Origin of the sequence: Pseudomonas sichuanensis, assembly GCF_024749065.1 — a bacterium.
GTDB lineage: Bacteria > Pseudomonadota > Gammaproteobacteria > Pseudomonadales > Pseudomonadaceae > Aquipseudomonas > Aquipseudomonas sichuanensis.
Map to the genome: position 1 here is coordinate 3,588,675 of NZ_CP087185.1, position 24,244 is coordinate 3,612,918.

The window sequence follows — 24,244 nt, forward strand, 5'->3', positions numbered from 1 at the left end:
GAATCAACCACGGACGCGCCCCTCATGCCGGACAACCTGTTCACCGCCCTGCCCGCACTCGACCCACAGGCCAGCGAGCAGTTCGACGACCTGCTGCAACGCCCGGGCCTGCGCATCGAGCGCATCGTCTCCAGCGGCCAGGCCAGCCCGCCGGGCTTCTGGTACGACCAGGACGAAGGCGAGTGGGTGGTGGTGCTCAGCGGCAGCGCCGGGCTGCGCCTTGAGCACGAGACCGAGCCCCGTGTATTGCGCCCGGGCGACCACCTGGATATCCCGCCGCACTGCCGGCACCGGGTCGAATGGACCGAGGCCGGCGTGGCCACCGTGTGGCTGGCGGTGTTCTACCGCGGCTGAACCAAGGCGACCGGGGCTGGCGCGGCTTGCAGCCGATAGAAGCGCCACGGCAGCAACACGGCGGCCACGGCCAGGCCGCTGGCGAAACCGACCCACACCCCCACCGCACCCAAGGAGGAATGGAAGGCCAGCCAGTAACTGAGCGGCAGCGCCAGCAACCAGTAGCTGACCATAGTCACCCCCACCGGCCAGCGGTAGTCCTGCAGCCCGCGCAAGGCCCCCAGCGCGGTGGACTGCAGGCCGTCGGCCACCTGCATCGCGGCCACCACCACGAACATCGGCACAGCGATGGCGACCACCTGCGGGTCGTCGCTCATGGCCTCGGCGATTCGCCGGCCGAACAGCACCAGCAGCACGGTGGCCAGCAGCATCCATGCGCTAACGCTGACGAAGGTGGCGCTGCCAATAGCCCGGATGCGGGCGCTCTCACCACGGCCCTGGGCCTGGCTGATGCGGATGCTCACTGCCGCCGCCATGCCCAGTGGCAGCATGTACAGCAGCGCGCCGATCGAGTGCACCACCTGGTTGGCCGCCAGTGCGGCGTTGCCCAGCCAGCCGAGCATCCAGGCGGCGATCACCACCGCGCCGGCTTCGGCCAGGTAACCCATGCCCAACGGCCAGCCCTCGCCGAACAGCGTGCGCCAGCGCAAGCTGTGCCCGCGCGGCAGCTGGCGATAGCGCGCCAGCGACGGTGCCAGGCACCAGTAAGCCAGGGCCAGCAGCAGCGCCAGCGACTCGGCGAGCACCCCGGCGATCCCCGCCCCCACCAGCCCCAGCGTCGGCAGGCCGAAATGGCCATGGATCAGGCCGTAGCTCAGCGGGATGTTGAACAACACCGCGCTCATCACCAGCCATACCGCCACCCACGGGCGGCCAATGGCTTCCAGCACGTCCTTGAACACCACGATCAGGCAGTAGGGGATCAGGAACACCGCCATGGCCTGCCAATAGGGGGTCAGCAGCGCCACGTCCGGCAGAGGCACGCCCAGCCACTGCAGCAGCGGCAAGGCGGCCAGCATCGCCAGGCAGCCCAGGGTACCGATCAGCAACCCGTAGCCAAGGCCTGCGCGCAGGGTGCGCGCCACTGTCGCCGGGTCATCGGCGCCGAAGGCATGGCCGACGCGCACACTGAGGGTGGCGAGCATGCCATAGAGCCCCGCATGGAAAATCAGCCCGGCGCTGCTGGTCAGTGCCACGCAGGCCAGCACCACGGTGCCGAGCGAGGCCAGCAGCACGGTGTCGGTCAGGCTGATCAGCTCGGCAGCGGACAGGCCCAGCACCAATGGCAGGGCCAGGCGCAGCAAGCCTGGCAGCTCGGCAAGCCAGGAAACGGCGCTGTGCTTTACAGAAGCAGTCACGGTGAATACCTCGAATTGACATACGCCGCGTATGCTAATGCCATTTATTGACATACGCAACGTATGCTAATTTGCACGGCATCGCTTTCAGTTGGAGCCAGCCATGCCCACCTCTCGCCGTAGCCGTGCCGCCATGAGCGCGGACACCACCGAACGGCTGATCGCCGTTGCCCGTCGCCAGTTCACCGAGAAAGGCTTCAGTGCCGTGGTCATGGACGACCTGTGCGCCGAAGCCGACCTGACCCGTGGTGCCCTGCATCACCATTTCGGTGGCAAGGCCGGGCTGTTCACCGCGGTGGTGCAGAGCTTGCTCGATGAGATCAACCAGGCGCTGGATGTGCGCTACGCTACCCATGAAGACCCCTGGGAGGGGTACATCGACACCTGCCTGCACTACTACGACCTGCTGCGCGACCCGGCCCTGCGACGCATCCTGCTGCAGGATGCGCCGGGGGTGCTGGGCCTGCGCTTGCGCGAGCTGGAAGAGGCCAGCTATATCGGGCCCATGGCCCAGGGGCTGGTGGAGTTGCAGGAGGCTGGGCGGTTACGGGCGTTTGACGCGGTGGCCATGGCGCATCTGATCAATGGGGCAATGGGCGATACCGGTATCTGGGTGGTGGCCCAGGATGATCCGCAGGCGGCGGCGGAGCGGGTCAAGGGGGCGCTGCGGTGTTTGCTGGAGGGGTTGCAGTGTTGAAGGGGTGAGTTGGGGCTGCCAGGTGTATGGCGGGAGGCTGGGTGAGGGCCACCAGGTGCCTGCCGGTGTTTTTGCAGCGCCTATGAGATCGAGCGCCGCCCGCGCGGCGCTTCGCGGGTAAACCCGCTCCCACAGTCTGTTTCGGGCCAATTATTCCTGTGAAAGTACCGGCGCCTGCCTTGGTGCATGCCTTGAGTCATGTGGGGCGGCGGCAACGCCCACACTGAAACCGAGTCGTATCAACAAGGCGGACAAGGTGATGGCACAGGAAAGACTGGCCCGAAACAAACTGTGGGAGCGGGTTTACCCGCGAAGCGCCGCGCGGGCGGCGCTCGATCTTGAGGGCGCTGCAAAAACACCGACGAACACCTGTAAGCCCTAACGCGATAACAGCCATGCCCATCAATACACAAAATCCCCTACGACCATCGTCGCACCACCACATTCCCCCCGAAGATCTCGAACCCCAGCCCTATTTTCCCTTCATGATCTAGTCTTTTAGCCACACATTCCCGCTCCAACCCCTGCGACAATCAGCCCCAGCAACAAATGTACTAACTTGTTAATTAGCTTGCTAAGGGCTTAAACTGCGCCGCATTCCACCTGCGAGATCCCTGGCATGAAAGACAACCCCCGCGCCACTGGCGCCCCCACAATCATCCTGGTCGGCTTGGGCGTGATCGTCGCCCTGCTCGGCCTGCTGCTGGCCGCCGGCGGCATCAAGCTCGCCGGCCTCGGCGGCTCCTGGTACTTCCTGGTCGGTGGCCTGGCCATGGCCATCGCCGGCCTGCTCATCGCTCGCCGCAAACCCGCCGGCGCCTGGCTGTACGCCGTATTCCTGTTCGGTACGCTGATCTGGGCCGTGGCCGATGCCGGCCTGGTCTTCTGGCCGCTGTTCTCGCGCCTGTTCATGTTCGGCGCGATCGGCATGCTGGTGGCACTGGTCTATCCGCTGCTGGTACGCGCCCAAGGCGGCAGCACTGGCCGTGGCGCCTATGGCATCGCCGGTGTGCTGGCCGTGGTGCTGGCGATTGCCGCCGGCAACATGTTCGTCGCCCACCCCAGCGTCGCCCCCACCGGCAAAGGCCCAGGCCTGACCCCGGTCGAAGCTGGCAAGGAGCAGAAGGACTGGGCCCACTACGGCAACACCGAAGGCGGCAGCCGCTTCGCAGCCCTGGACCAGATCAACCGTGGCAACGTCGACAAACTGCAAGTGGCCTGGACCTACCACACCGGTGACGTGGCCATCAGCGACGGCAACGGCGCCGAAGACCAGCTCACCCCGCTGCAGGTTGGCAACAAGGTGTTCATCTGCACCCCGCACAACAACCTGATCGCCCTCGACGCAGACACCGGCAAGGAGCTGTGGAAGAACGCCATCAACGCCCAGTCCAAGGTCTGGCAGCGTTGCCGTGGCATGGCCTACTTCGACGCCAGCGCGCCGATCGCCCAGCCTTCCCAGCCAGGCAGCTCGCCGATCACGGTCGCCAGCGTGCCCGCCGCTGCCAACTGCCAGCGTCGCCTGCTCACCAACACCATCGACGGCCGCCTGATCGCCGTGGACGCCGACACCGGCGAGTTCTGCCAAGGCTTCGGCAACAACGGCCAGGTCAACCTGATGACGGGCCTGGGCAATGTGCCCGACTCGTACTACCAGCTGTCGTCCGCCCCCTTGATGGCCGGTACCACCGTGGTGGTCGGCGGTCGGGTGGCCGACAACGTCCAGACCGACATGCCCGGCGGCGTGATCCGCGGCTTCGACGTGATCACCGGGGAAATGCGCTGGGCCTTCGACCCGGGCAACCCGCAAGACCGTAAAGCCCCTGAAGGCGACAGCACCTACGTGCGCAGCACCCCCAACAGCTGGGCACCGATGTCTTACGATCCGGCCATGAACACCCTGTTCCTGCCGATGGGTTCCTCGTCCACCGACATCTACGGTGTCGAGCGCAACCAGCTGGACCACACCTACGGCGCTTCGGTGCTGGCCCTGGACGCCACCACTGGCGACCAGAAATGGGTGTACCAGACCGTGCACAACGACCTCTGGGACTTCGACCTACCGATGCAGCCGAGCCTGATCGATTTCACCAAGGACGACGGCCAGACCGTGCCAGCAGTGGTGATCGGCACCAAGGCCGGGCAGATCTTCGTGCTCGACCGCGCTACCGGCAAGCCGTTGACCCAAGTCGATGAAGTACCGGTCAAGCCGAGCAACATCCCCAACGAGCCGTACTCGCCCACCCAGCCGAAATCCGTCGGCATGCCGCAGATCGGCGCGCAGACCCTGACCGAATCGGACATGTGGGGCGCCACCCCGTTCGACCAGCTGCTGTGCCGCATCGACTTCAAGAAGATGCGCTACGACGGCCTGTACACCGCGCCAGGCACCGACCTGTCGCTGAGCTTCCCGGGTTCGCTCGGTGGCATGAACTGGGGCAGCCTGTCGACTGACCCGGTGCACGGTTTCATCTTCGTCAACGACATGCGCCTGGGCCTGTGGATCCAGATGATCCCTTCGCAGAACAAGGGCGCTGCCGCGGGCGGTGGCGAAGCGCTGAACACCGGCATGGGTGCCGTGCCGCTCAAGGGCACGCCGTATGCGGTGAACAAGAACCGCTTCCTGTCGGTAGCCGGCATCCCGTGCCAGGCGCCGCCGTTCGGCACCCTGACCGCCATCGACATGAAGACCCGGCAAATTGCCTGGCAAGTGCCGGTGGGCACCGTCGAGGACACCGGCCCCCTGGGTATCCGCATGCACCTGCCGATCAAGATCGGCCTGCCGACCCTGGGCGGCACCCTGTCGACTCAAGGTGGCCTGCTGTTCATTGCCGGCACCCAGGACTTCTACCTGCGCGCCTATGACAGCAGCAACGGCAACGAAGTCTGGAAAGCCCGCCTGCCAGTGGGCAGCCAGGGCGGCCCGATGACCTACGTTTCGCCCAAGACCGGCAAGCAGTACGTGGTGGTCACCGCTGGCGGCGCGCGTCAGTCGACCGACCGTGGCGACTATGTGATGGCGTACGCACTGCCATAAACCGCGTCGCCCCCATCGCCGGCAAGCCGGCTCCCACAGGGGTCAGCAATGTACCTGTGGGAGCCGGCTTGCCGGCGATGAGGCCCTGAAATACAACCCGAGACCCAGCAATGCCATCCGCAATTCGCATCACCCCTGCGCTGCTTCTGGCAGTCGCCAGCACCTCGGCCCTCGCCGACAGCGACCTGCTCACCCGCAACACCCTGACCGGCGACTGGGGCGGCCTGCGCCACCAGCTGGAAGAAGACGGCGTCAAGTTCACCGGCGACTACAGCGGCGAAACCGCCTACAACGCCCACGGCGGCCTGCACCGTTCGGCGCGCTACTCGCAGAACCTCAAGCTCGGCGTGCAATTCGACCTGGCGAAGCTGTACAGCCTGGACGGCAAAGTCCAGCTGACCATCAACGACCGCCGCGGCAAAAGCGCCTCGGAGGACCTGGTGGGCAACCGCCTGCCCATCCAGGAAAACTACGGTGGCCTGTACACCCGCCTGACCGAACTGAGCTACGAGCGCAATTTCACCCCGGCGCTCAACGTCAAGCTCGGCTACATGGCCATGGGCAACGACTTGGGCGGCCTGGACAGCGGCATCCTGTGCAACTTCATGAACGCCGGTTTCTGCGGCCACCCGCTGAACATGTCCGGCGGCAGCGGCTGGACCAACTACCCCAACGCCCACCTGGGTGCGCGGGTCAAGTACGACCTCTCGCCGGCCTGGCAGCTGCGGGTGGCGGCGTTCAACGTCGACCCCGAGAGCAACGGCAATTCCAGCCGCGCCTGGCACCTCGGGCCCAAGCACACCACGGGCACGGTGGTGCCGGTGGAGCTGGTGTACAAGCTGCAGGGCGAACTGCCGGGCGAGTACAAGCTGGGCTACTACTACGACAGCTCCGATGTGAAACGCATCGGCAGCAGCAAGGAGGTGTCCGGGCGCGGCGGCCATTACCTGCTGATCGACCAGGCGGTATGGAACGACCCCACTTCACCGGGCCGCAGCCTGCATGCCTTCGGCCAGTACTCGGCATCGAGCAAGGCGGCCTCGCCGTTCACCAAGTGGTATGGCACCGGCGTGGTGTTGTACAAGCCGTTCGAAGGCCGCCCGCGGGACACCGTGGCGCTGGGCTATGGCCGTGCGGTGCCGAACCCGCGTAGCCGGGATGTGCTGGAAGACGCCGCGTTCAATGCCGGGCAGGACTTCCCCAACCTGGACAGTGCCGAGCAGTTGATCGAACTGAGCTATGGCTACCAGGCCACGCCTTGGCTCAACCTGCGCCCGGATGTGCAGTACATCGTCGAGCCGGGGGCGTTTTCCGGGAAAGATATCGATAACGCGCTGGTGGTGGGCCTGCAGGTCAAGGCCACCTTCTGACTTCCAGGCCTCATTCGCGGGGCAAGCCCGCTCCCACGGGTTGGACAGCCCCAAGAAGTTGGACACCAATCCAACCCTTGGGAGCAGCCCAACCCGTGGGAGCGGGCTTGCCCCGCGATCTGTCCATCAAGCCGTGCGCAGGTACTCCGCCAACCTGATCAGCATCGCATCACACCCGCGCAACTGCTCCACGCTGACAAACTCATCCGGCTTGTGCCCCTGGTCCATGCTCCCTGGCCCACACACCACGGTAGGGATACCGGCCTGGTCGAACAGCCCACCCTCGGTGCCGAACGCCACCGTGCCGAAGTCATCAGACCCACTGAGCAGCGCCACCAGCCGCGCCGCCTCACTGTCGGCCGGCGTCGCCAAGCCCGGATACGCGCTCAACGGCTTCAGGCGGATGTCACTGCCGGCATTCACCGCCCGCATGCGCGGAAGCAACTCGGCCTCGGCATAGGTCTGCAAACGGTCAGCCACTGCCTGCGCCTCGAACCCCGGCAAGGCCCGCACCTCGAAATCGAACTCGCACTCCTCGGGCACGATGTTCAACGCCCGTCCGCCCTTGATCACCCCGGTCTGTACCGTGGAGAACGGCGGATCGAAGCGCTCGTCATGCTGCTCGGGCCGCGCCAGCTCGTCACCGATCTCACCCAGCTTGCCGATCAGCCGTGCGGCATACTCGATCGCGTTGACCCCATAGGGCGCATACGCCGAATGGCAGGCCGCACCATGCACCTGGCAACGCATGGCCAGCTTGCCCTTGTGGCCAAGCACCGGCTTGAGCTCGGAGGGCTCGCCGATCAGGCACAGCCTTGGTTTGTGTGGCCGCTGCTGCAGTGCCTCGAGCATCGAGCGCACGCCCAGGCAACCGACTTCCTCGTCATAGGAGAACGCCAGGTGCACCGGCAGCTTCAAGGGTTGCGCCAGGAACGCCGGCACGGCTGCCAGCACCGAGGCGATGTAACCCTTCATGTCGGCAGTGCCGCGACCATACAGCCGGCCATCACGCTCTGTCAGCGCAAAGGGCTCGACGGTCCACGCCTGGCCGTCCACCGGCACCACGTCGGTGTGCCCGGACAACACCACGCCGCCGCGATCGGTCGGGCCGATGGTGGCGAACAAGTTGGCCTTGGTCCCCTCTTCATTGAGGAACAGCTCGCTGTCGACCCCAAGCCCGGCCAGGTAGTCACGGATGAAGCCGATCAGCTCCAGGTTGGAATCACGGCTGACGGTGGCAAACCCCACCAGCCGCGCCAGCAACGTCTGGCTGGACAGCTCACTCATCGCCCGGCACTCCGTAGCTCGGCGCGACGGTGGGGTTGAGCGCACGGGTCACGTAGTCCTGCATCTGCGGGCGATAGGCCTGCCACAGCTGGTCCAGCTCGCCGATCGGGTCCTGCTCGGCCCAGTCCACGCGCAGGTCAACCAGTGGCCAGGTCAGCTCGCCGGCAATCTTCAACGCCGCCGAATGCACCGGCCCCGCCTCACCGCCGGCGGCCATGGCTGCATGCATCGCTGCCAACAGGCGATCGGCCAGGTGGCCGCCGGCCTGTTCAAAGGCGCCGACCATCGCCTCGATCACGGCCTGGGACGACAACAGGTTGCCCGCCGCCGCGCATTGCTCGCCGGCCACCGCGTTGTGCACGCCCAGGGCCTCCTTGCCGGTGAACAGCGCCACCTGGCCACGGCTGTCGATCACCGTGACCTGGCGGTACTCGCTCCAACCGTTGGCGCTGAGCACCTGATCCAGCACCGCGGCAGGCGGCAGCTGGCCCTGTTCGAGGGCATCGAGGATCTGCGGGCCAAGCGCCGGCAAGGTGATGTTCTGGGTCGCGACTGCGCCCACACCGGCCCGCACCCAGGGGCAGCGGGCGCCCACGGCGATGCTCGACGAACTGATGGCGATGCCGACCTGGCCGGTGTCCTGGCAGCGGCCGATGATGGAAAAGGTCATGGGTGCAGCTCCTGTCTGGGTTTGCCTGCATTCTCGGCAAGCCCTGGCAGGTGCGAAACGAGCATTTTCATGGCTATTGCACAGGAAAAAACTAATGGACCTGTTGGCAAAACTCCGTGGGAGCGGGCTTGCCCCGCGATTGCCGCATCGCGGGGCAAGCCCGCTCCCACAGCACACACCCCCTTCGCCAATTTATCGGCAAGCCCCAGCTAAATACTATTTTCGCGATTTACCAGCCATCCCTAGTCTGGCCCCAGGCAACGGCGGTCCTCCCAACCGACCTCAACAACAACCGCCTGAACAAGGGCTCGGACATGACACTGAACAATTACCAAATCGACACCCTCGTGGTCGGCGCCGGCCAGGCCGGCGTGGCCATGAGCGAACACCTGAGCAAGCTCGGCGTGCCGCACCTGGTACTGGAGCGCAACCGCATCGCCGAGGCCTGGCGCACCGGCCGCTGGGACTCGCTGGTGGCCAACGGGCCAGTCTGGCACGACCGCTTCCCGGGCCTGGAATTCGACCTGGACGCCGATGCCTTCGCCGGCAAGGACCAGGTTGCCGACTACTTCGAACAGTACGTACGCAAATACAACCTGCCGGTGCGCACCGGCGTGGAAGTGAAGAAAGTGGCGCGCAACCCCGACCGCCCAGGCTTCACCATCGAAACAAACCAGGGCGTGATCCACGCCAACCGCGTGGTGGCCGCCACCGGCCCGTTCCAGAAGCCGGTCATTCCGGCCATCGCGCCAAAAGATGAACGCCTGCACCAGATCCACTCGGCCGCCTACTTCAACCCAGAGCAACTGCCCGCAGGCGCGGTGCTGGTGGTCGGCGCCGGCTCGTCCGGCGTGCAGATCGCCGAAGAGCTGATGCGTGCCGGGCGCCAGGTGTACCTGTCGGTGGGCGCCCACGACCGCCCACCGCGCAGCTACCGCAACCGCGACTTCTGCTGGTGGCTGGGCGTACTCGGTGAGTGGGACGCGGAAATCGCCAAGCCCGGCCGCGAACACGTGACCATCGCCGTGTCCGGCGCCCGCGGCGGCCACACCGTGGACTTCCGCGCCCTCGCCCACCAGGGCATGACCCTGGTCGGCCTGACCCAGTCGTTCGAAGGCGGCGTGGCGCGGTTCCAGGACAACCTGGCCGACAACATCCAGCGTGGCGACGAAAACTACCTGGCCCTGCTGGATGCCGCCGACGCCTACATTGAGCGCAACGGCCTCGACCTGCCGGCGGAACCCGATGCGCGCAAGCGCCTGCCCGACCCGGACTGCGTCAGCAACCCGCTGCGCGAACTGGACCTGGCCAAGGCCAATGTCACCAGCATCATCTGGGCCACCGGTTACGGCGTGGACTTCAGCTGGCTGCAGGTCGACGCCTTCGATGCCAACGGCAAGCCACAGCACCAGCGCGGCGTGTCGAAAGAGCCGGGCGTGTACTTCCTCGGCCTGCCCTGGCTGTCGCGCCGTGGCTCGTCGTTCATCTGGGGCGTATGGCACGACGCCAAGCACGTCGCCGGCCATATCGCCACCCAACGCACCTACCTGGCCTACCGCGACCGCGACCAACGCACCGCGGATGGGCAGAACACCTCGATCAGCAACGTCAGCACCCTCGGAGCCCACTGATGCCAACCCATACCCGTATTCGCATGTTCAACACCAAGGCCACCTACCCCAACCAGGCCCTGGACAATGACCTGTGCCAGGCGGTCCGCGCCGGCAACACCATTTATGTACGCGGCCAGGTCGGTACCGACTTCGAAGGTCGCCTGGTGGGGCTGGGCGATCCGGGCGCCCAGGCCGAGCAGGCGATGAAGAACGTCAAGCAACTGCTCGAAGAGGCCGGCTCCGACCTGTCGCATATCGTCAAGACCACCACCTACATCACCGACCCACGCTTCCGCGAGCCGGTGTACAAGGAAGTTGGCAAGTGGCTCAAGGGCGTGTTCCCGATTTCCACCGGGCTGGTGGTCGCGGGCCTGGCCCAGGCTGAATGGCTGATGGAAATCGATGTGATCGCGGTGGTGCCGGATCAGCAGTAAATCGATGGAATGCAATCGCGGGGCAAGCCCGCTCCCACGCTGAGACTGGCGTGGGAGCGGGCTTGCCCCGCGATGCTTTTTAGAACTTGGCCAACTCTTCCCGACAGAACTCCACGAACAGCTGTGCCGGCTTGGTCAACTGCACCCGTTTCAGGTGCGCCGCGGCCAGCCCCGACAGCGTCACCGGCTCGGCAATATCCAGCATCACCAGGCGCTGGCCATCATAGGTGAACTCCGTATGCGGCCGGGTCACCAGCAGCGAAAAGCCGAAGCCCTGCCCCACCATCCCGCGCACCATTTCGATTGACGGCGAACTGAAGACGATATTCGGCGTGAGCCCCAGTTCGTTGAACAGGCTGACGAAATAGGTACGGCTGGGCGCCACATCGAGCAGGATCATCGGCTCCGGGCACAGGTCGCGCAGCGACACCTGGGCCTGGCCGGCAAAGCGGTGTTTCTCCGGCAACAGCACGTAGGGCTTCTGCGGCGGCATCAGCGGCTCGGCTTCGATGGTGCCGTCCAGGTCATGGTCGTAGAGGAACGCCAGGTCGAAGGTACCGGCGGTCAGGCCCTGGATCAGCTCCTGTTGCTCACCGTCGCGCAGGCGGATGTCCACCCCCGGGTAACGTGCGCGAAAACCGGCGATCAGCCGTGGCAGGTACAGCGGCGCCACGGTCTCGAAACAGCCGATATCGATATGCCCGGCCACCGTGTCGTTGTCGGCCAGGGCGTTCTGCTCGAACTCGTGGGCCATCTGCAGCAGGGCGCGGGTCTTGGCGTAGAAACGCTTGCCGCTGGGGGTCAGCGACACGCCTTGGGCGTGATGGCGAATGAACAGCTGCACGCCAAAACTTTCTTCCAGGCTCTTGATCGCCGTGGAGATGGACGGTTGGGCGATGTACAGCTGGCGTGAGGCCTCGGCGACACTGCCGGCCTCTACGGTGGTGACGAAATACTTGAGTTGACGCAAGGTGTAGGAAGCCACAGGCACCTCTCTTGGCGCCGTGGAGGGCGCGCGGAATTTTCCTGTCAGCTTACCTTGACGGCGGATATGTGTGCGGGGCGGCCAGGCAAGGATTTGCCTGGGGCTTGAGTACATTTTCCCATGCCATCCCGCCGCAGGCGCGGCAGGATGGGTTCAGCAGATAGGGGTTACTCGAACTCAGCGAGCGGCTCGCAATCGTCGCCCACTTCCTTGGTACCTTCCGGGCATGGCAGCTTCGGCAAATGGCCAATTCGCGCCAGCTGACTGCTTTCGACTCGGCTGTCCGGCTGGGCAAATGGCGAGCGGCTTACCTCATCGACCCGCCACATGTCAGGCGTCCCGTCGTTGCCAGCGGCCTGCGCCATGCCTGCGCAAGTCATTAGCCCGATCAATACCGCTCTTCTCATGCAGTTTCCTTGAATTGTTTTCGAAGTCTCCCGAGGCAGTACGAAGTCCATCTTGGCCCACGTGACTGCACCGCGAGTGAGTGCAATCGATCGACAAGGTCAATCGAAATCAAACTCAGGTTGACAGTGCCCAAACGGAGTCCTGTGCGTTCCTTCCGGACATGGAATTGGTGGTGGCGGTCGAAACAGTGCCAACTGAACGGTTCTGCTGGTGGTTTCAACCTGAGCGAACGGTGAGTCGACTTGCGTCGACTCATTGCTGTGCGCAGCCTGGGCCGTGCCGACCGCTGCCAACAGGGCGATCAAAGCGATCTTCTTCATACCTGTTTCCTTGAATGGGATTACCGGGAATTACCTACGGCGGGCGAATCGTCTTAATCCCTCCGCCGAAAGCCCGGCAGACTTTACCCATCAGCCCAGTCAGTGAAGATAGGTAAAACCCTACACGCCTCCTGGAAACCATCCGCCGCCCAGTAGGAAAAGCGCGTCAGCCACAACGCAGCGTCCGTAGCACAGGCCACACCCTGTTCGCAGTGCAGATCGGCACCTGCAACAGCACCGCCCCAGTCGACCACACCAGTGCATTTTCCTACGACACCAGAAGAACCCCCTCATCCCCAATCAAGCCATGGCCGAATAGATTTGCCTCGGTCGCAGAAGCGTCTGTGACCAATAACGTCAAAAAGCCACCTCGTGCGTCGAACAGCGCTCACCCAAGGAGATCTGCATGCTGAAACCTCTGATGATGATTATCCTGCTAACCACCACCTGCCTGGCACAGGCCGGGTTGCACAACCAACTTGCCCTGTTTACGCCAGGGCAGACCGATGGCCCGCCGATGTCGGTCGGGACCTCGGCTGGCCTGCCATGCGAGCCAGGCTTCAAGCTGGTTGGTGACGACTGCGAGCCTATCGCCGAATTTGAGTGAGCCTTTCACCAACCTACAGGCCCGGAATCAGCGCAACTTGGCACTTCCCCCCAACATGCCGCGCTCGACGATGAAATCGATCACGGCCTGCAACCCTTCTCCCTTCTTCAGGTTGCTGAAGGTCCAGGGCCGCTCGGGGCGCATACGATTGGTATCGCGCTCCATCACCTCCAGCGAGGCGCCCACATAGGGCGCCAGGTCTGTCTTGTTGATCACCAGGAAGTCCGATTTGGTGATGCCTGGCCCGCCCTTGCGCGGGATCTTCTCGCCTTCGGCGACGTCGATCACGTAGATGGTCAGGTCGGCCAGCTCCGGGCTGAAGGTGGCGCTGAGGTTGTCGCCGCCGCTCTCGACAAAGATCACTTCAAGGTTACCGAACTTGCGCGCCAGCCCTTCCACAGCCGCAAGGTTCATCGAGGCATCCTCGCGGATCGCAGTATGCGGGCAGCCACCGGTTTCCACGCCGACAATACGCTCAGGCTCCAGGGCACCGGCTTCGGTGAGGATGCGCTGGTCCTCCTTGGTGTAGATGTCGTTGGTCACCACAGCGATGTGATAGTGATCACGCATGGCCTTGCACAGGCATTCGAGCAGCGCGGTCTTACCGGAGCCGACCGGTCCACCGACACCGACACGCAGGGGTTGCTGGTAGTTTTCCATCTAGGCAGTCCTCAGGAACGGAACAAACGGGTGTATTGGGTTTCATGGCGTGACGACGCGATGGCCAGCAGCGGCAGGCCACCGCCGAGCTGGTCGTCTTCCAGCGCCAGGGCTTGATCGAGTACTGCGGGCAATTCATCGCCCAGATCACGCAGCAGGCTCTGCGCCGCTTGCTGGCCGAACGGCACCAGCTTGACCCCGGCCATCACCGCCCCCTCCAGCCAGGCAAAGCCAAGGCCGAGGGCGAGCTGGCGCAGCGGGATCGACCAGTGCGCGCCAAGCCAGGCCATGCCGCCAAGCTGGCTGAGTTCAAGGCTGGGCCGCCAGGCCGGCGCCTGGCCCAGTTGCCAGCCATCGAGCAGGCGCGCCAGGGCGCTGCCGCGCTGCTGCTCTTCGAGGCGCAGCTCGGCGGTTTCGCGGTTGGCCAGCAGAAAGCGGCTCCAATGCGCAAAGGCTTGGGCGTCGCCCGACTGGCAGGCACGGTACAGGCGCGCCAGCAGCGGCCAGTCGAGGTAGCCGAGGGTGTCGTGCAGTTGTTCACGCTGCCAGGCGGCGAAGCTGGCGGTATCTCGTACCCAGCCGGCTTCGACCGCCCACTCCAGGCCCTGCGAGTAGGTAAAGCCCCCCACCGGCAGGCCGGGGCTGGCCAGCTGCAGCAGGCGCAGCAGCGCCAGGTCGCTGTTCATCAGCCTGCCAGCACCAGCGCGGCACCGGCCAGCAGGCCGCCGCCGAAGGCCTTCTGCAGGCCGGCATGGCGGCGCAGCAGGCAACCGACGGCAAAGCCTGCGGCCAGCAGCAGGCCGCTGACGGTGACGAAGCCGGCGCTGAACTGCCAGAACGCGCTTGGCGTGGCCTCGACGCCATGGGCCCAGCCATGGAACAGGGCGAACACCGGCATGATCAGCGACAGCAGCAGTTGGCGGCTGGGCAGCAGCATGGCCGCGCCGGCCACCAGCAGGGAGCCGAGGATCATCTGCTCCATGCCGACCACATCACCGAACAGATGGCCGCACACCGCGCCGCCGAACATGGCCGCCAAGGTGGCCAGCGGCAGGGCCAGGGTGCGGCCGGTCAGCGCGGCGAGCACGCCGGTGCCGAGCAGCATCAGCAAATGATCGAGGCCGGTCAACGGGTGCAGCAGGCCATCCTGCAAGGGGTTGGTGTCGTGGCCGGGGTGGGCGAAGGCCGGCAGGGCCACCATCAGCAGCATCAGGGCGAAAGTCTTTTTCATGGTCGGCTCCAGGAGGTGTTCAGGAATGGGCTTGCAGGCGCACGAAGGGATGGTCGTGAGCGTGGCTATGGCTGTGGCTGTGCGGTGCGCTCTGGTAAGCGCCGGCCTCGGGCTCGAACGGCGCCTGTTCGGCCGCCACCGTCAGCCCCAGGCCACGCAGCATGTCGTCGAGCACATGGTCGTGCTGGTAACGCAGCAAGCCCGGTTCGATCTGCAACGGCACATGGCGGTTGCCCAGGTGGTAGGCGGCGCGCGCCAGCAGGTGCGGGTCGCTGCAACGCACGGTGGATACCGCTTCGGGCGCGGCGAGCACACGAATCACCTGGCCGCCTTCGGCATCGGCGAGCAGCTCGCCACCGCGCAGCAGGTGGCCGCGTTCGAGCATCAAGCCGGCATCACGGCCGTCGTCCAGGGTCACGCGCAGGCGGCTCTTGATGCGGCTGTCGACAGTCAGGGTGACGCTGCCGGTCACCGTTTCGGCGTCGGCGACCCTGCGGGTAAGTACGATCATGTTCACTCCTTTCAATCAAATCGGTCTTGCGGGCCTGGGGACGTGGGAACGGCGGTGCCATCCATCGCGGGGCAAGCCCGCTCCCACAGATACCCGTCCAGCCAAACCATTCAAAACAGGAAATAACGCTGGGCAAGCGGCAGTTCGCTGGCCGGCTCGCACACCAGCAGCTCGCCGTCGGCACGTACCTGGTAGGTCTGTGAGTCGACCTCGATCACTGGCTGCAGGGTGTTGTGCAGCATGTCTGCCTTGCGCACCTGTCGGCAGCCGCGGGCCACGCCGATCAGGCTTTGCAGCTTCAGCTCCTCGGGCAGGCCACGGTCCATGGCGGCCTGGGACAGGAAGGTCATGCGCGTGGCATGCCGCGCCGCGCCCAGGGCACCGAACATCGGACGGTAGTGCACCGGCTGTGGCGTGGGGATCGAGCCGTTGATATCGCCCATGGGCGCGGTGACGATCATGCCGCCCTTGATCACCAGCGCCGGCTTGACCGCGAAGAACGCCGGTGCCCACAGCACCAGGTCGGCCAGCTTGCCCACTTCCACCGAGCCAACCTCGTGGCCGATGCCATGGGTCAGCGCCGGGTTGATGGTGTACTTGGCGATGTAGCGCTTGACCCGGAAGTTGTCGCTGTAGCTGCTGTCCGGCGCCAGCGGGCCGCGGCGCAGCTTCATCTGGTGCGCCACCTGCCAGGTGCGCAGCACCACCTCGCCGACCCGGCCCATGGCCTGGGAGTCGGACGAGGTCATGGCGAAGGCGCCCATGTCGTGGAGGATGTCCTCGGCGGCGATGGTCTCGCGGCGGATGCGCGACTCGGCGAAGGCCACGTCCTCGGCGATGCTCGGGTCCAGGTGGTGGCAGACCATCAGCATGTCCAGGTGCTCATCGACCGTGTTGACGGTGTACGGCAGGGTCGGGTTGGTCGATGACGGCAGCACGTTGGCCTGCCCCGCCGCGCGGATGATGTCCGGGGCATGGCCACCGCCGGCACCCTCGGTGTGGAAGGTGTGGATGGTACGGTCGCCTATGGCGGCCAGGGTGTCTTCGATGCAACCGGACTCGTTCAAGGTGTCGGTGTGGATCGCCACCTGGATATCCATTTCTTCGGCCACGCTCAGGCAGCAGTCGATTGCCGCCGGGGTCGAGCCCCAGTCCTCGTGCAGCTTGAGGCCCACCGCACCAGCGGCGATCTGCTCACGCAGCGCCTCGGGGCGCGAGGCGTTGCCCTTGCCCAGCAGGCCGATATTGATCGGCAGGCTGTCGGCGGCCTGGAGCATGCGCGCCAGGTACCAGGGCCCGGGGGTGCAGGTGGTGGCGTTGGTGCCGGTGGCCGGCCCGGTGCCGCCACCGATGAAGGTGGTGACGCCGCTGGTCAGCGCTTCTTCGACCTGCTGCGGGCAGATGAAATGAATGTGCGAGTCGATGCCACCGGCGGTGACGATCTTGCCCTCGGCGGCGATCACCTCGGTGCCCGGCCCGACCGCCACGGTCACCCCGGGTTGCACGTCGGGGTTGCCGGCCTTGCCGATCGCGGCGATGCGCCCGTGCTTGACGCCGATGTCGGCCTTGACGATGCCCCAGTGATCGATGATCAGCGCATTGGTCAACACCAGGTCCATGGCCTCGGCCGCCAGCATCTGGCCCTGGCCCATGCCGTCGCGGATCACCTTGCCGCCGCCGAACTTGACCTCTTCGCCATAGACCGTGAAGTCTTTCTCCACCTCCACCCACAGCGCGGTGTCGGCCAGGCGCACGCGATCGCCGACGGTGGGGCCGAACATGTCGGCATAGGCCCGACGGGAAATACGGCTCATACCTTGCTCTCCAGCGCGCCCATCACCTTGCCCTGGAAGCCATACACTTCACGCTTGCCGGCGTAGGCCACCAACTGCACGGTGCGCGCCTGGCCCGGCTCGAAACGCACGGCGGTGCCGGCCGGGATGTCCAGGCGAAAGCCCAGGGCCGGCTCGCGCTCGAACACCAGGCAATCGTTGACTTCATAAAAGTGGTAGTGCGAGCCGACTTGCACCGGCCGGTCGCCATGGTTGGCCACACTGACGCTGACCGTGGCGCGGCCGACGTTGAGTTCGATGTCGCCGGCGGCGACCTGGATTTCTCCGGGGATCATGGGCAGCACCTCAGACGATAGGGTCATGCACGGTCACCAGCTTGGTGCCGTCGGGGAATGTGGCTTCGACCTGGACGTCGTGGAGCATCTCCGGCACGCCGTCCATCACCTGCTCGCGCACCAGCACTTCGCGGCCCAGGCTCATCAGCTCGGCCACCGTGCGGCCATCGCGGGCGCCTTCGAGCACCGCCGCGCTGATCAGCGCCACGGCCTCCGGGTAGTTGAGCTTCAGGCCACGGGCCAGGCGCCGTTCGGCCAGCAAGGCGGCGGTGAACAGCAGCAGTTTGTCTTTCTCTCTTGGGGTCAGCTCCATGGAGGCTCTCTTCAGGTGGCCCAGATGCGCGGCGGGCAAGGCGCCAGGCCGAGCACGGCCGGGCGCAGCAAGTGCCAGAGGCGCTGCAGGTGGTGTTGCAGGTGTTGGTTGTCGTGGTCGAGCAGGCGGATCACCAGCAGTGGCCCGAGCAGGGTTGCGCCGGCCGGCGTGGGCAGTTCATCCAGCAGTGCGCGCACCTGCTCCAGCACCTGTGCGTCCGCGGGCGCTGCACAGAAGGTGGCGAGCAATGGGTGGCCGCCAAGCTTGTCCAGGCGCCCGCCGTCGATGCGCAGGCGCTCGTGCAAGCCGGGGTCGTCGGGCAGTTCGATGCACAGGCGGCTGTCGAGGGCGCCCTGCTCGAACCGTTCATTCATCACCGGGCGGCCCAGGCACAGGGTTTCCCAGGCCAGCAGGCGGGCACCGGGCGCCAGGGTGAAACGGCTGTCGAGGCTGGCGCGGGCACCATTGAAGAAGATGCTGTCCTGGGGCAGCCACTCCAGGGTGCTGCCGGCCTCCAGGTGGAAACGCTGCGCCAACCGTGCGGTCGGGCCGATACTGCGGTAGAACTTGCTGGCGCCGGGCATGGTCAGCAGCGCGTGGCTGCCCGCTTCAAGGTGAATGTCCAGCTCCAGGCGGTCACCGGCGACGATGCCGCCGGGCGGGTGCAGCACATAAACGTGGCATGGGGCGCCCTCGGGGTAGAACGGCCGCTGCACCAAAAGAGGTCCGACATGGCGGCGCGCACCAAGCCGGGTCACGCCCTCGCGCTGGACGAAACGCAGCTGCAGGTGCGCGCTCCAGCCCGCCTGCTCATCGTGTGCCGTGTGCGGCTCCGGCAAGGACATCCAAAACCCCCGTCATCCGTGGCCTGGGCCGCTCTGGCGTGGCGTCTTGAATACCATGCCAGCGGGGCTGCCTGACCAATCGATCAAAATTCATGAACGGGATGTTGCAGGTTGCAGGCCAAGTAATCAGATGAATCCGAATGAATTTTCCTACGATGTATTCAATCGACGCTGCCACGGGCCTCGCACTGCGCAAATGCGGGGCAAAAGCGCGCCCTCAAGCGGTGCCGACGGCGTTACACTCACGCCCCAGGAAAATGCACAGCACAAGGAACTCCGATGCAATTCGCCGCTGCCATCCCCATCCTGCGGATCTTCTCGGTCGACAAGGCCCGGGAGTTCTACCTTGATTTCCTCGGTTTCACCCTCGACTGGGAGCACCGTTTCGCCGCCGACCTGCCGCTGTATATGCAGGTCCATCGCGACGGGCTGATCCTGCACCTGTCCGAACACCACGGCGATGCCACTCCGGGGTCGGCGATTTTCGCCCGGGTCGAAGACCTCAAGGCCCTGGAAGGGGAACTGCAGGCCAAGCAGTACGGCTACTCCCGCCCGCACGCAGAGAAGGTCGACTGGGGCCTGGAAATGCAGATCGCCGACCCGTTCGGCAACCGCCTGCGCTTCTGCCAGCAGATCGACGAACCCGATGGCCAGCAATAAACGCGCACTGGCGCGCCTGGAGCGGGAGATGGTCGCCTGCCTCACCGAGGCCTGCGCCACTGCCCAGGCCGAGATCGTCGGCTTTGCCTGGCTCACCCACCAGGTCGACCTCGACGACTTCCCCGCCAGCCTGCGCATCACCTGGGTGTTCACTGATGACACGGCCAAGGCCGATGCCCTGGCCGGTGCGGCCAAGGCGCGGATACTGGCGCTGACCAGCCAGGCACTGGATGAGGCCGGTGTGCAGCTGGACCATGTGGCCTGGCATGTGCGCTATGACAGTGAAGAGGCGTGCTGGCGCGATCATGGCGGGGACTGGAATCGGCGGCTGCGCTGAGTTTGTGACCATTTTGGATCGTGTGAGGGCTGGAAGGTGCTCGCCGGGATACAGAGTGAAAGCCACCAGGTGATCGTCGGTGTTTTTACAGCGCCTATGAGATCGAGCGCCGCCCGCGCGGCGCTCGATCTCACAGGCGCTGCAGAAACACCGGCAGGCACCTAGTGGCCCTCACCCAATATCCCGCCATGCACCCGATGGTCCAACTCAAACCCTGAATCAACCAACAACCCAGCCCCCCAGCCAATTCGTGACTGGCCGTTTCCGATCCGCGCCGGATGTATTAAGGTGGCGTGGTGCGCATATAACAGCAGCCCGCCGTGTTCGGGCTTTGAGCTATGAGGGTGTCATGAGCAACGCAAGCATTAACTGGGACAAGCTGGGCTTCGACTACATCAAGACCGACAAGCGTTACCTGTCCGTATGGCGTAACGGCGAGTGGGACAAGGGCACCCTGACCGACGACAACGTGCTGCACATCAGTGAAGGCTCCACCGCCCTGCACTATGGTCAGCAGTGCTTCGAGGGCCTGAAGGCCTACCGTTGCAAGGACGGCTCGATCAACCTGTTCCGCCCCGACCAGAACGCCGCGCGCATGCAGCGCAGCTGCGCCCGCCTGCTGATGCCGCACGTGCCCACCGACGTGTTCATCGAGGCCTGCAAGCAAGTGGTCAAGGCCAACGAGCACTTCGTTCCGCCGCACGGCAAGGGTGCCCTGTACCTGCGCCCGTTCGTGATCGGCACCGGTGACAACATCGGCGTGCGCACCGCGCCCGAGTTCATCTTCTCGATCTTCGCCATCCCGGTAGGTTCGTACTTCAAGGGCGGCATGAAGCCGCACAACTTCCAGATTTCCAGCTTCGACCGTGCCGCCCCCCAGGGCACCGGCGCGGCCAAGGTCGGTGGCAACTATGCCGCCAGCCTGCAGCCGGGTGCCGAAGCGAAGAAAGCCAACTTCGCCGACGCCATCTACCTGGACCCGCTGACCCACACCAAGATCGAAGAGGTCGGCTCGGCCAACTTCTTCGGCATCACCGCCAACAACGAGTTCGTCACCCCGAAATCGGCTTCGGTACTGCCGGGTATCACCCGCCTGTCGCTGATGGAACTGGCGCAATCGCGTCTGGGCCTGACCGTGATCGAAGGCGATGTCGAGATCAACAAGCTCGACCGCTTCATCGAAGCCGGCGCCTGCGGCACTGCCGCGGTGATCACGCCGATCGGCGGCATCGAGTACAACGGCAAGCTGCACGTGTTCCACGACCTGGAAAAGGTCGGCCCGGTCACCCAGAAGCTCTACAACGAGCTGACCGGCATTCAGAGCGGTGACGTCGAGGCACCGGCGGGCTGGATCGTCAAGGTCGCCTGATCCGGCGCGTTGACATGAACGGGGCAGGCCAGCGATGGCCTGCCCCGTTTTCGTTTATGTGTACATCCGGCAACACTCTGTAGGCATTTCCTGCACTAAGCAGTGAACCTGCCTACAAAAAAGCGGTCTTTGGCTGACGGTCAATTCACCCGACCGGATCGCCGGCCCAGTCATCGGGCCTTCATTTGCCCCGTTTCAGCGAAGACCACCATGCCAGACAAGCAGCCCGCCAACTCCGCCCTCCCCGCCCTGCGTGGCAGCCTGATCGCCGCCCTGATCGCCCTCGCCGCCCCGGCCCATGCCGAAGAGCCGGCCAGCGATGCGCGCTGGGTCAGCGACAGCCTGAGCACCTACGTGCGCAGTGGCCCCACCGATGGCCACCGGATCGTCGGCTCACTGAAATCGGGGCAGAAAGTCAGCCTGGTGACCAGCCAGGGCAACTACAGCCAGGTGCGCGGCCAGAGCGGCGACCTGGTGTGGATCCTCAGCAGCGACCTGCAGGCGCTGCCGGGCCAGAGCGAACGCCTGCCGCAGCTCGACCAGCAGGTGGCCGACCTGTCCGGCCAGTTGAAAACCATCGACGACAGCTGGAAGAGCCGCGTGCAAGGCATGCAGGAGACCTTGGACTCGCGCAAGGCGCTGATCGACGAATTGGAAACCCGCAACAAGGCGCTCAACGAGCAGCTCGCCGAGGCCCAGTCGAACCTGCGCGATACCCAGGCGCGGTTGGGGGATGAAAACAAGCAGGTGATGATGCGCTACATGGTCTACGGCGGCAGCATTGCCGGTGCCGGGTTGCTGCTGGGGTTGATCCTGCCGGCGCTGACCCGGGGGCGAAAGCGTAACGACCGGTGGTTCTGAGGCGATCTTCTTGACGCCCCATCGCGGGGCAAGCCCGCTCCCACGCATTTGCATGCCCCAAGGAGCTGGAACTCAGCCCACGTGGGAGCGGGCTTGCCCCGCGATGAGGGTCGATCATGTCACGCCGAACGGTTGGTCACCCCGAACGGCACATGCACCGACGGCACCACCGTACTGGTGCTTTTCAAATGCCCGGACTGGTCGTCGAAGAAGATGTGCGGCTTGAGCACCTGCAGCACCCGGCGCTTCTCGATACCGCCGAGGAAGAACGCATCGTTGGCCATCACCCCCCAGCTCTTCAAGGTGTTCAACGCCCGCTCGTGGGATGGCGCGTTGCGCGCGGTGACGATCGACACCCGCAGGCGGTTCTCGTAGCCGGGGTGGTCGAGTTTGAACTGTTCCTCCGCCGCCTGTATCCGCGCAATGCGCACGAAGAACTCCTTCAGCGGGCCGGGGTTGTGCGGCTGGGCCTTGTTCAGCACTTCGTGGGCATGGAAGCTGCCCAGTCCGCCGGACTGCATCACCGCCTCCGACTCATCCCCGGCCAGCACGCCATCGAAGTCGAAGGCGATGCGCAGGTTGTCGTCGCTTTCGTCGTCATCGAACTGCGAGTCGAGCACCTGCCCGGCCGGGTAACCGGCCTGGATCGCCGCGTCCACATGCTGCTTGTCGGCGGACAGGAACAGCGCGATGTTCAATGCCGGAATGTATTCATAAGGCGAGCGGCCCTGGGTGAAGATCGCCCGGGTCATGTTCAGCCCGTAATGGCCGATGGTCTTCATCACCCGCAAACCGGTGTCGGGGTCGTTCTGCGACAGCAGCACCACCTCCACCAGCGGGTCCTCCGGGTCTTCGCGCAGGTCATTGAGCGCCAGCAGGCGCTTGATGAACGGGTAGGCGATGCCCTTGCCCAGCGGCACGTCCAGGTGCTGCTCCTGGTACTTGCGGTACTGTGCCTCGCCGTCGCGGCGGAACACCGCATCGGCTTCGCTGAGGTCGAACACCGCGCTTGACGCGACGCCAATCACCAGGCGGTCGTCCAGTTCGAAGGGCATGCTGGGATCCTTGTCTTGTAGGGCAGATGTTCAGGTGTCGCTGCGCCCCTGCAGGCGCGACGACCAGTCTTCGACCTGGCGTTGCGCCAGGCGCTTTTCCAGGGTTCGCCGCCAGTTCGGTACCAGCGGCAGCGCCAGGCATTCCTGCAGCAGTTCAGGCTCCAGGCATTTGTCGAACAGCACCGCCGACAACCGCGCCACCGACCACGCCCCATGGGGGCGTTCGACCAGTTGCAGGCTGTCGCCCGCCTGCACCTCGCCCTCCTCCACGACCCGGTAGTACCAGCCGGTGCGCCCGCTCTGCTGCACCCGCAGGGCCATCTGCGCCATGTCGAAACGCTCGTTGAGTTTCCAGCACGGCATGCGTCCCTGGGAGATCTCCAGCAAGGCGGTGCCTACCCGGATGCGGTCGCCCAGGCAGACATCGGCCTCGGTCCAGCCGGTGCTGCTGAAGTTTTCGCCAAAAGCGCCGGGCTGCGCCAACAGCGGGTGCTCGCCCAGCTCGGCAGCCCAAGCGGCGTAGTGCTCACGGGGGTAGTGATGGATGGCTTTCTCGACCCCGCCGTGTACGCGTAGGTCCCCTTGTTCGTCACCCGCGATACCGAGCGCGGTCACCTGCAAGGCACCCTGGCGCGGCTGCTTGTCGATAGCGCTGTGCGAGCCTGGGCGGGTGAAGGGCCGGGCGATACCGGTGAGCAGGCTGTCGAGGCGCGGGCTGGACGGGATCATGGAGAGCTCTCGTGAGATGACCCAAGCGAGCTTACACGAGACCCCGCGCCCTCCCAAAGGCTCCTGGCTACTTGCCGCGCGCTTTGTTGTAGATGGTTTTGGCACGGTCGGCCGAGGCCTGACACTTGGCCATGTCACCGCTGGCCTTGGCGGCCTTGGCTTCCTTGAGCAGCTCATGGTAGTCGTGCGCCATGCCGCCATGCAGCGCCTGGCCATCGGTTTTGCTGATGTACTCCAGGTCATTGATCTTGGCATCACAGTTGGTCGCCGCGCTGTCCTCGGCCTGTGCGGCAAAACTCAGTACCGAGGCAATCACTAGCAGTGTCATGGATTTCATGGAGCGTTCTCCTGGGAAATAGCCGGACTGCTGAAAGGTCGGCGGCACAACGCGCCGACGCAGCGACA

Annotated in this window: 28 protein-coding genes; 11 read left to right on the forward strand and 17 right to left on the reverse strand. The window is 65.3% G+C overall.

From position 1 onward, the window contains the following. Positions 1-24: 24 nt before the first annotated feature. Complete coding sequence (locus tag LOY51_RS16105) at positions 25-354, forward strand: cupin domain-containing protein (RefSeq protein WP_125464397.1); 330 nt, start codon at positions 25-27, stop codon at positions 352-354. Here the strand turns inward: LOY51_RS16105 and LOY51_RS16110 are convergent. Then, positions 342-1,712, reverse strand: a complete 1,371-nt coding sequence (locus LOY51_RS16110) for an MATE family efflux transporter (protein ID WP_258642049.1) — start codon at positions 1,710-1,712, stop codon at positions 342-344. The two genes, LOY51_RS16105 and LOY51_RS16110, sit on opposite strands and share 13 nt — an antisense overlap. Before the next feature lie 103 nt (positions 1,713-1,815). Here LOY51_RS16110 and LOY51_RS16115 point away from each other — a divergent pair, with 103 nt between their 5' ends. From LOY51_RS16115 to LOY51_RS16125, 3 genes are all read left to right on the forward strand, one after another. Next, positions 1,816-2,409 carry a TetR/AcrR family transcriptional regulator gene (locus tag LOY51_RS16115; RefSeq protein ID WP_125464399.1) on the forward strand — a complete coding sequence of 198 codons (594 nt, stop codon included), beginning with the start codon at positions 1,816-1,818 and terminating at the stop codon, positions 2,407-2,409. 619 nt (positions 2,410-3,028) lie between these two features. Continuing rightward, positions 3,029-5,446, forward strand: coding sequence for a glucose/quinate/shikimate family membrane-bound PQQ-dependent dehydrogenase (locus LOY51_RS16120; RefSeq protein WP_258642051.1), 2,418 nt, complete (start codon positions 3,029-3,031; stop codon positions 5,444-5,446). Between the two features lie 110 nt (positions 5,447-5,556). Then, on the forward strand, positions 5,557-6,816 hold the full coding sequence (locus tag LOY51_RS16125; protein WP_258642053.1) for a carbohydrate porin: 1,260 nt from the start codon (positions 5,557-5,559) through the stop codon (positions 6,814-6,816). Between the two features lie 126 nt (positions 6,817-6,942). On the opposite strand, the gene argE is transcribed toward LOY51_RS16125, so the two are convergent. Both argE and LOY51_RS16135 read right to left on the reverse strand, forming a co-directional pair. Then, positions 6,943-8,103, reverse strand: coding sequence for an acetylornithine deacetylase (gene argE, locus LOY51_RS16130; protein WP_258642055.1), 1,161 nt, complete (start codon positions 8,101-8,103; stop codon positions 6,943-6,945). Continuing rightward, complete coding sequence (locus LOY51_RS16135) at positions 8,096-8,773, reverse strand: DUF1028 domain-containing protein (RefSeq protein ID WP_125464403.1); 678 nt, start codon at positions 8,771-8,773, stop codon at positions 8,096-8,098. Before LOY51_RS16135 ends, argE begins: the two co-directional genes overlap by 8 nt. A gap of 314 nt (positions 8,774-9,087) precedes the next feature. On the opposite strand from LOY51_RS16135, the gene LOY51_RS16140 reads away from it, so the two are divergent. Continuing rightward, positions 9,088-10,404, forward strand: a complete 1,317-nt coding sequence (locus LOY51_RS16140; RefSeq protein ID WP_258642057.1) for a flavin-containing monooxygenase — start codon at positions 9,088-9,090, stop codon at positions 10,402-10,404. Next, positions 10,404-10,820, forward strand: coding sequence for a RidA family protein (locus LOY51_RS16145; RefSeq protein ID WP_258642059.1), 417 nt, complete (start codon positions 10,404-10,406; stop codon positions 10,818-10,820). Before LOY51_RS16140 ends, LOY51_RS16145 begins: the two co-directional genes overlap by 1 nt. Positions 10,821-10,899: 79 nt before the next feature. On the opposite strand, the gene LOY51_RS16150 is transcribed toward LOY51_RS16145, so the two are convergent. The 3 genes from LOY51_RS16150 to LOY51_RS16160 form a co-directional block, all read right to left on the reverse strand. Next, positions 10,900-11,805 carry a LysR family transcriptional regulator gene (locus tag LOY51_RS16150; protein ID WP_125464405.1) on the reverse strand — a complete coding sequence of 302 codons (906 nt, stop codon included), beginning with the start codon at positions 11,803-11,805 and terminating at the stop codon, positions 10,900-10,902. A gap of 167 nt (positions 11,806-11,972) precedes the next feature. Next, positions 11,973-12,212 carry a hypothetical protein gene (locus LOY51_RS16155; RefSeq protein ID WP_125858956.1) on the reverse strand — a complete coding sequence of 80 codons (240 nt, stop codon included), beginning with the start codon at positions 12,210-12,212 and terminating at the stop codon, positions 11,973-11,975. 99 nt (positions 12,213-12,311) lie between these two features. Then, positions 12,312-12,533 carry a hypothetical protein gene (locus tag LOY51_RS16160; RefSeq protein WP_125858957.1) on the reverse strand — a complete coding sequence of 74 codons (222 nt, stop codon included), beginning with the start codon at positions 12,531-12,533 and terminating at the stop codon, positions 12,312-12,314. A 406-nt stretch (positions 12,534-12,939) separates the two neighbouring features. On the opposite strand from LOY51_RS16160, the gene LOY51_RS16165 reads away from it, so the two are divergent. Then, positions 12,940-13,140 (forward strand): hypothetical protein, encoded by a 201-nt coding sequence (locus LOY51_RS16165; protein WP_258642063.1) that lies wholly within the window; start codon positions 12,940-12,942, stop codon positions 13,138-13,140. A gap of 27 nt (positions 13,141-13,167) precedes the next feature. On the opposite strand, the gene ureG is transcribed toward LOY51_RS16165, so the two are convergent. The 8 genes from ureG to LOY51_RS16205 all read right to left on the reverse strand — a co-directional run bounded on the left by ureG (position 13,168) and on the right by LOY51_RS16205 (position 18,828). Continuing rightward, on the reverse strand, positions 13,168-13,800 hold the full coding sequence (gene ureG, locus LOY51_RS16170) for an urease accessory protein UreG (protein WP_125464409.1): 633 nt from the start codon (positions 13,798-13,800) through the stop codon (positions 13,168-13,170). 11 nt (positions 13,801-13,811) lie between these two features. Beyond that, positions 13,812-14,486, reverse strand: coding sequence for an urease accessory protein UreF (locus tag LOY51_RS16175; RefSeq protein ID WP_125858959.1), 675 nt, complete (start codon positions 14,484-14,486; stop codon positions 13,812-13,814). Then, entirely contained in the window at positions 14,486-15,031 is a 546-nt protein-coding gene (locus tag LOY51_RS16180; RefSeq protein WP_125858960.1) for a HupE/UreJ family protein, read from the reverse strand. The genes LOY51_RS16175 and LOY51_RS16180 overlap by 1 nt, the downstream gene beginning before the upstream one ends. A 19-nt stretch (positions 15,032-15,050) precedes the next feature. Continuing rightward, complete coding sequence (ureE, locus tag LOY51_RS16185) at positions 15,051-15,542, reverse strand: urease accessory protein UreE (protein ID WP_125464412.1); 492 nt, start codon at positions 15,540-15,542, stop codon at positions 15,051-15,053. A 110-nt stretch (positions 15,543-15,652) separates the two neighbouring features. Continuing rightward, entirely contained in the window at positions 15,653-17,356 is a 1,704-nt protein-coding gene (ureC, locus tag LOY51_RS16190) for an urease subunit alpha (RefSeq protein ID WP_125858961.1), read from the reverse strand. Then, positions 17,353-17,670 carry an urease subunit beta gene (locus LOY51_RS16195; protein WP_125861332.1) on the reverse strand — a complete coding sequence of 106 codons (318 nt, stop codon included), beginning with the start codon at positions 17,668-17,670 and terminating at the stop codon, positions 17,353-17,355. Before LOY51_RS16195 ends, ureC begins: the two co-directional genes overlap by 4 nt. 10 nt (positions 17,671-17,680) lie before the next feature. Continuing rightward, positions 17,681-17,983, reverse strand: a complete 303-nt coding sequence (locus tag LOY51_RS16200; RefSeq protein ID WP_110992797.1) for an urease subunit gamma — start codon at positions 17,981-17,983, stop codon at positions 17,681-17,683. A gap of 11 nt (positions 17,984-17,994) precedes the next feature. Then, positions 17,995-18,828: an urease accessory protein UreD gene (locus LOY51_RS16205; RefSeq protein WP_258642069.1), complete on the reverse strand. Its 834-nt coding sequence runs from the start codon at positions 18,826-18,828 to the stop codon at positions 17,995-17,997. A gap of 279 nt (positions 18,829-19,107) precedes the next feature. Here LOY51_RS16205 and LOY51_RS16210 point away from each other — a divergent pair, with 279 nt between their 5' ends. The 4 genes from LOY51_RS16210 to LOY51_RS16225 all read left to right on the forward strand — a co-directional run bounded on the left by LOY51_RS16210 (position 19,108) and on the right by LOY51_RS16225 (position 22,055). Next, complete coding sequence (locus LOY51_RS16210) at positions 19,108-19,488, forward strand: glyoxalase superfamily protein (RefSeq protein ID WP_258642071.1); 381 nt, start codon at positions 19,108-19,110, stop codon at positions 19,486-19,488. Continuing rightward, on the forward strand, positions 19,475-19,825 hold the full coding sequence (locus LOY51_RS16215) for a hypothetical protein (protein ID WP_125858964.1): 351 nt from the start codon (positions 19,475-19,477) through the stop codon (positions 19,823-19,825). The genes LOY51_RS16210 and LOY51_RS16215 overlap by 14 nt, the downstream gene beginning before the upstream one ends. A gap of 349 nt (positions 19,826-20,174) precedes the next feature. Continuing rightward, positions 20,175-21,194, forward strand: a complete 1,020-nt coding sequence (locus tag LOY51_RS16220) for a branched-chain amino acid aminotransferase (RefSeq protein ID WP_110992793.1) — start codon at positions 20,175-20,177, stop codon at positions 21,192-21,194. Between the two features lie 210 nt (positions 21,195-21,404). Then, positions 21,405-22,055 (forward strand): TIGR04211 family SH3 domain-containing protein, encoded by a 651-nt coding sequence (locus tag LOY51_RS16225; protein ID WP_125464417.1) that lies wholly within the window; start codon positions 21,405-21,407, stop codon positions 22,053-22,055. A 119-nt stretch (positions 22,056-22,174) separates the two neighbouring features. Here the strand turns inward: LOY51_RS16225 and LOY51_RS16230 are convergent, their stop codons facing one another. The 3 genes from LOY51_RS16230 to LOY51_RS16240 all read right to left on the reverse strand — a co-directional run bounded on the left by LOY51_RS16230 (position 22,175) and on the right by LOY51_RS16240 (position 24,176). After that, a complete protein-coding gene (locus LOY51_RS16230) occupies positions 22,175-23,110 on the reverse strand; it encodes a 5'-nucleotidase (RefSeq protein ID WP_125464418.1) in 936 nt (311 codons plus the stop codon). 30 nt (positions 23,111-23,140) lie between these two features. Beyond that, on the reverse strand, positions 23,141-23,839 hold the full coding sequence (locus tag LOY51_RS16235; protein WP_258642074.1) for an MOSC domain-containing protein: 699 nt from the start codon (positions 23,837-23,839) through the stop codon (positions 23,141-23,143). Between the two features lie 67 nt (positions 23,840-23,906). Then, entirely contained in the window at positions 23,907-24,176 is a 270-nt protein-coding gene (locus LOY51_RS16240) for a PA2433 domain-containing protein (protein ID WP_232885508.1), read from the reverse strand. Positions 24,177-24,244 lie beyond the last annotated feature (68 nt).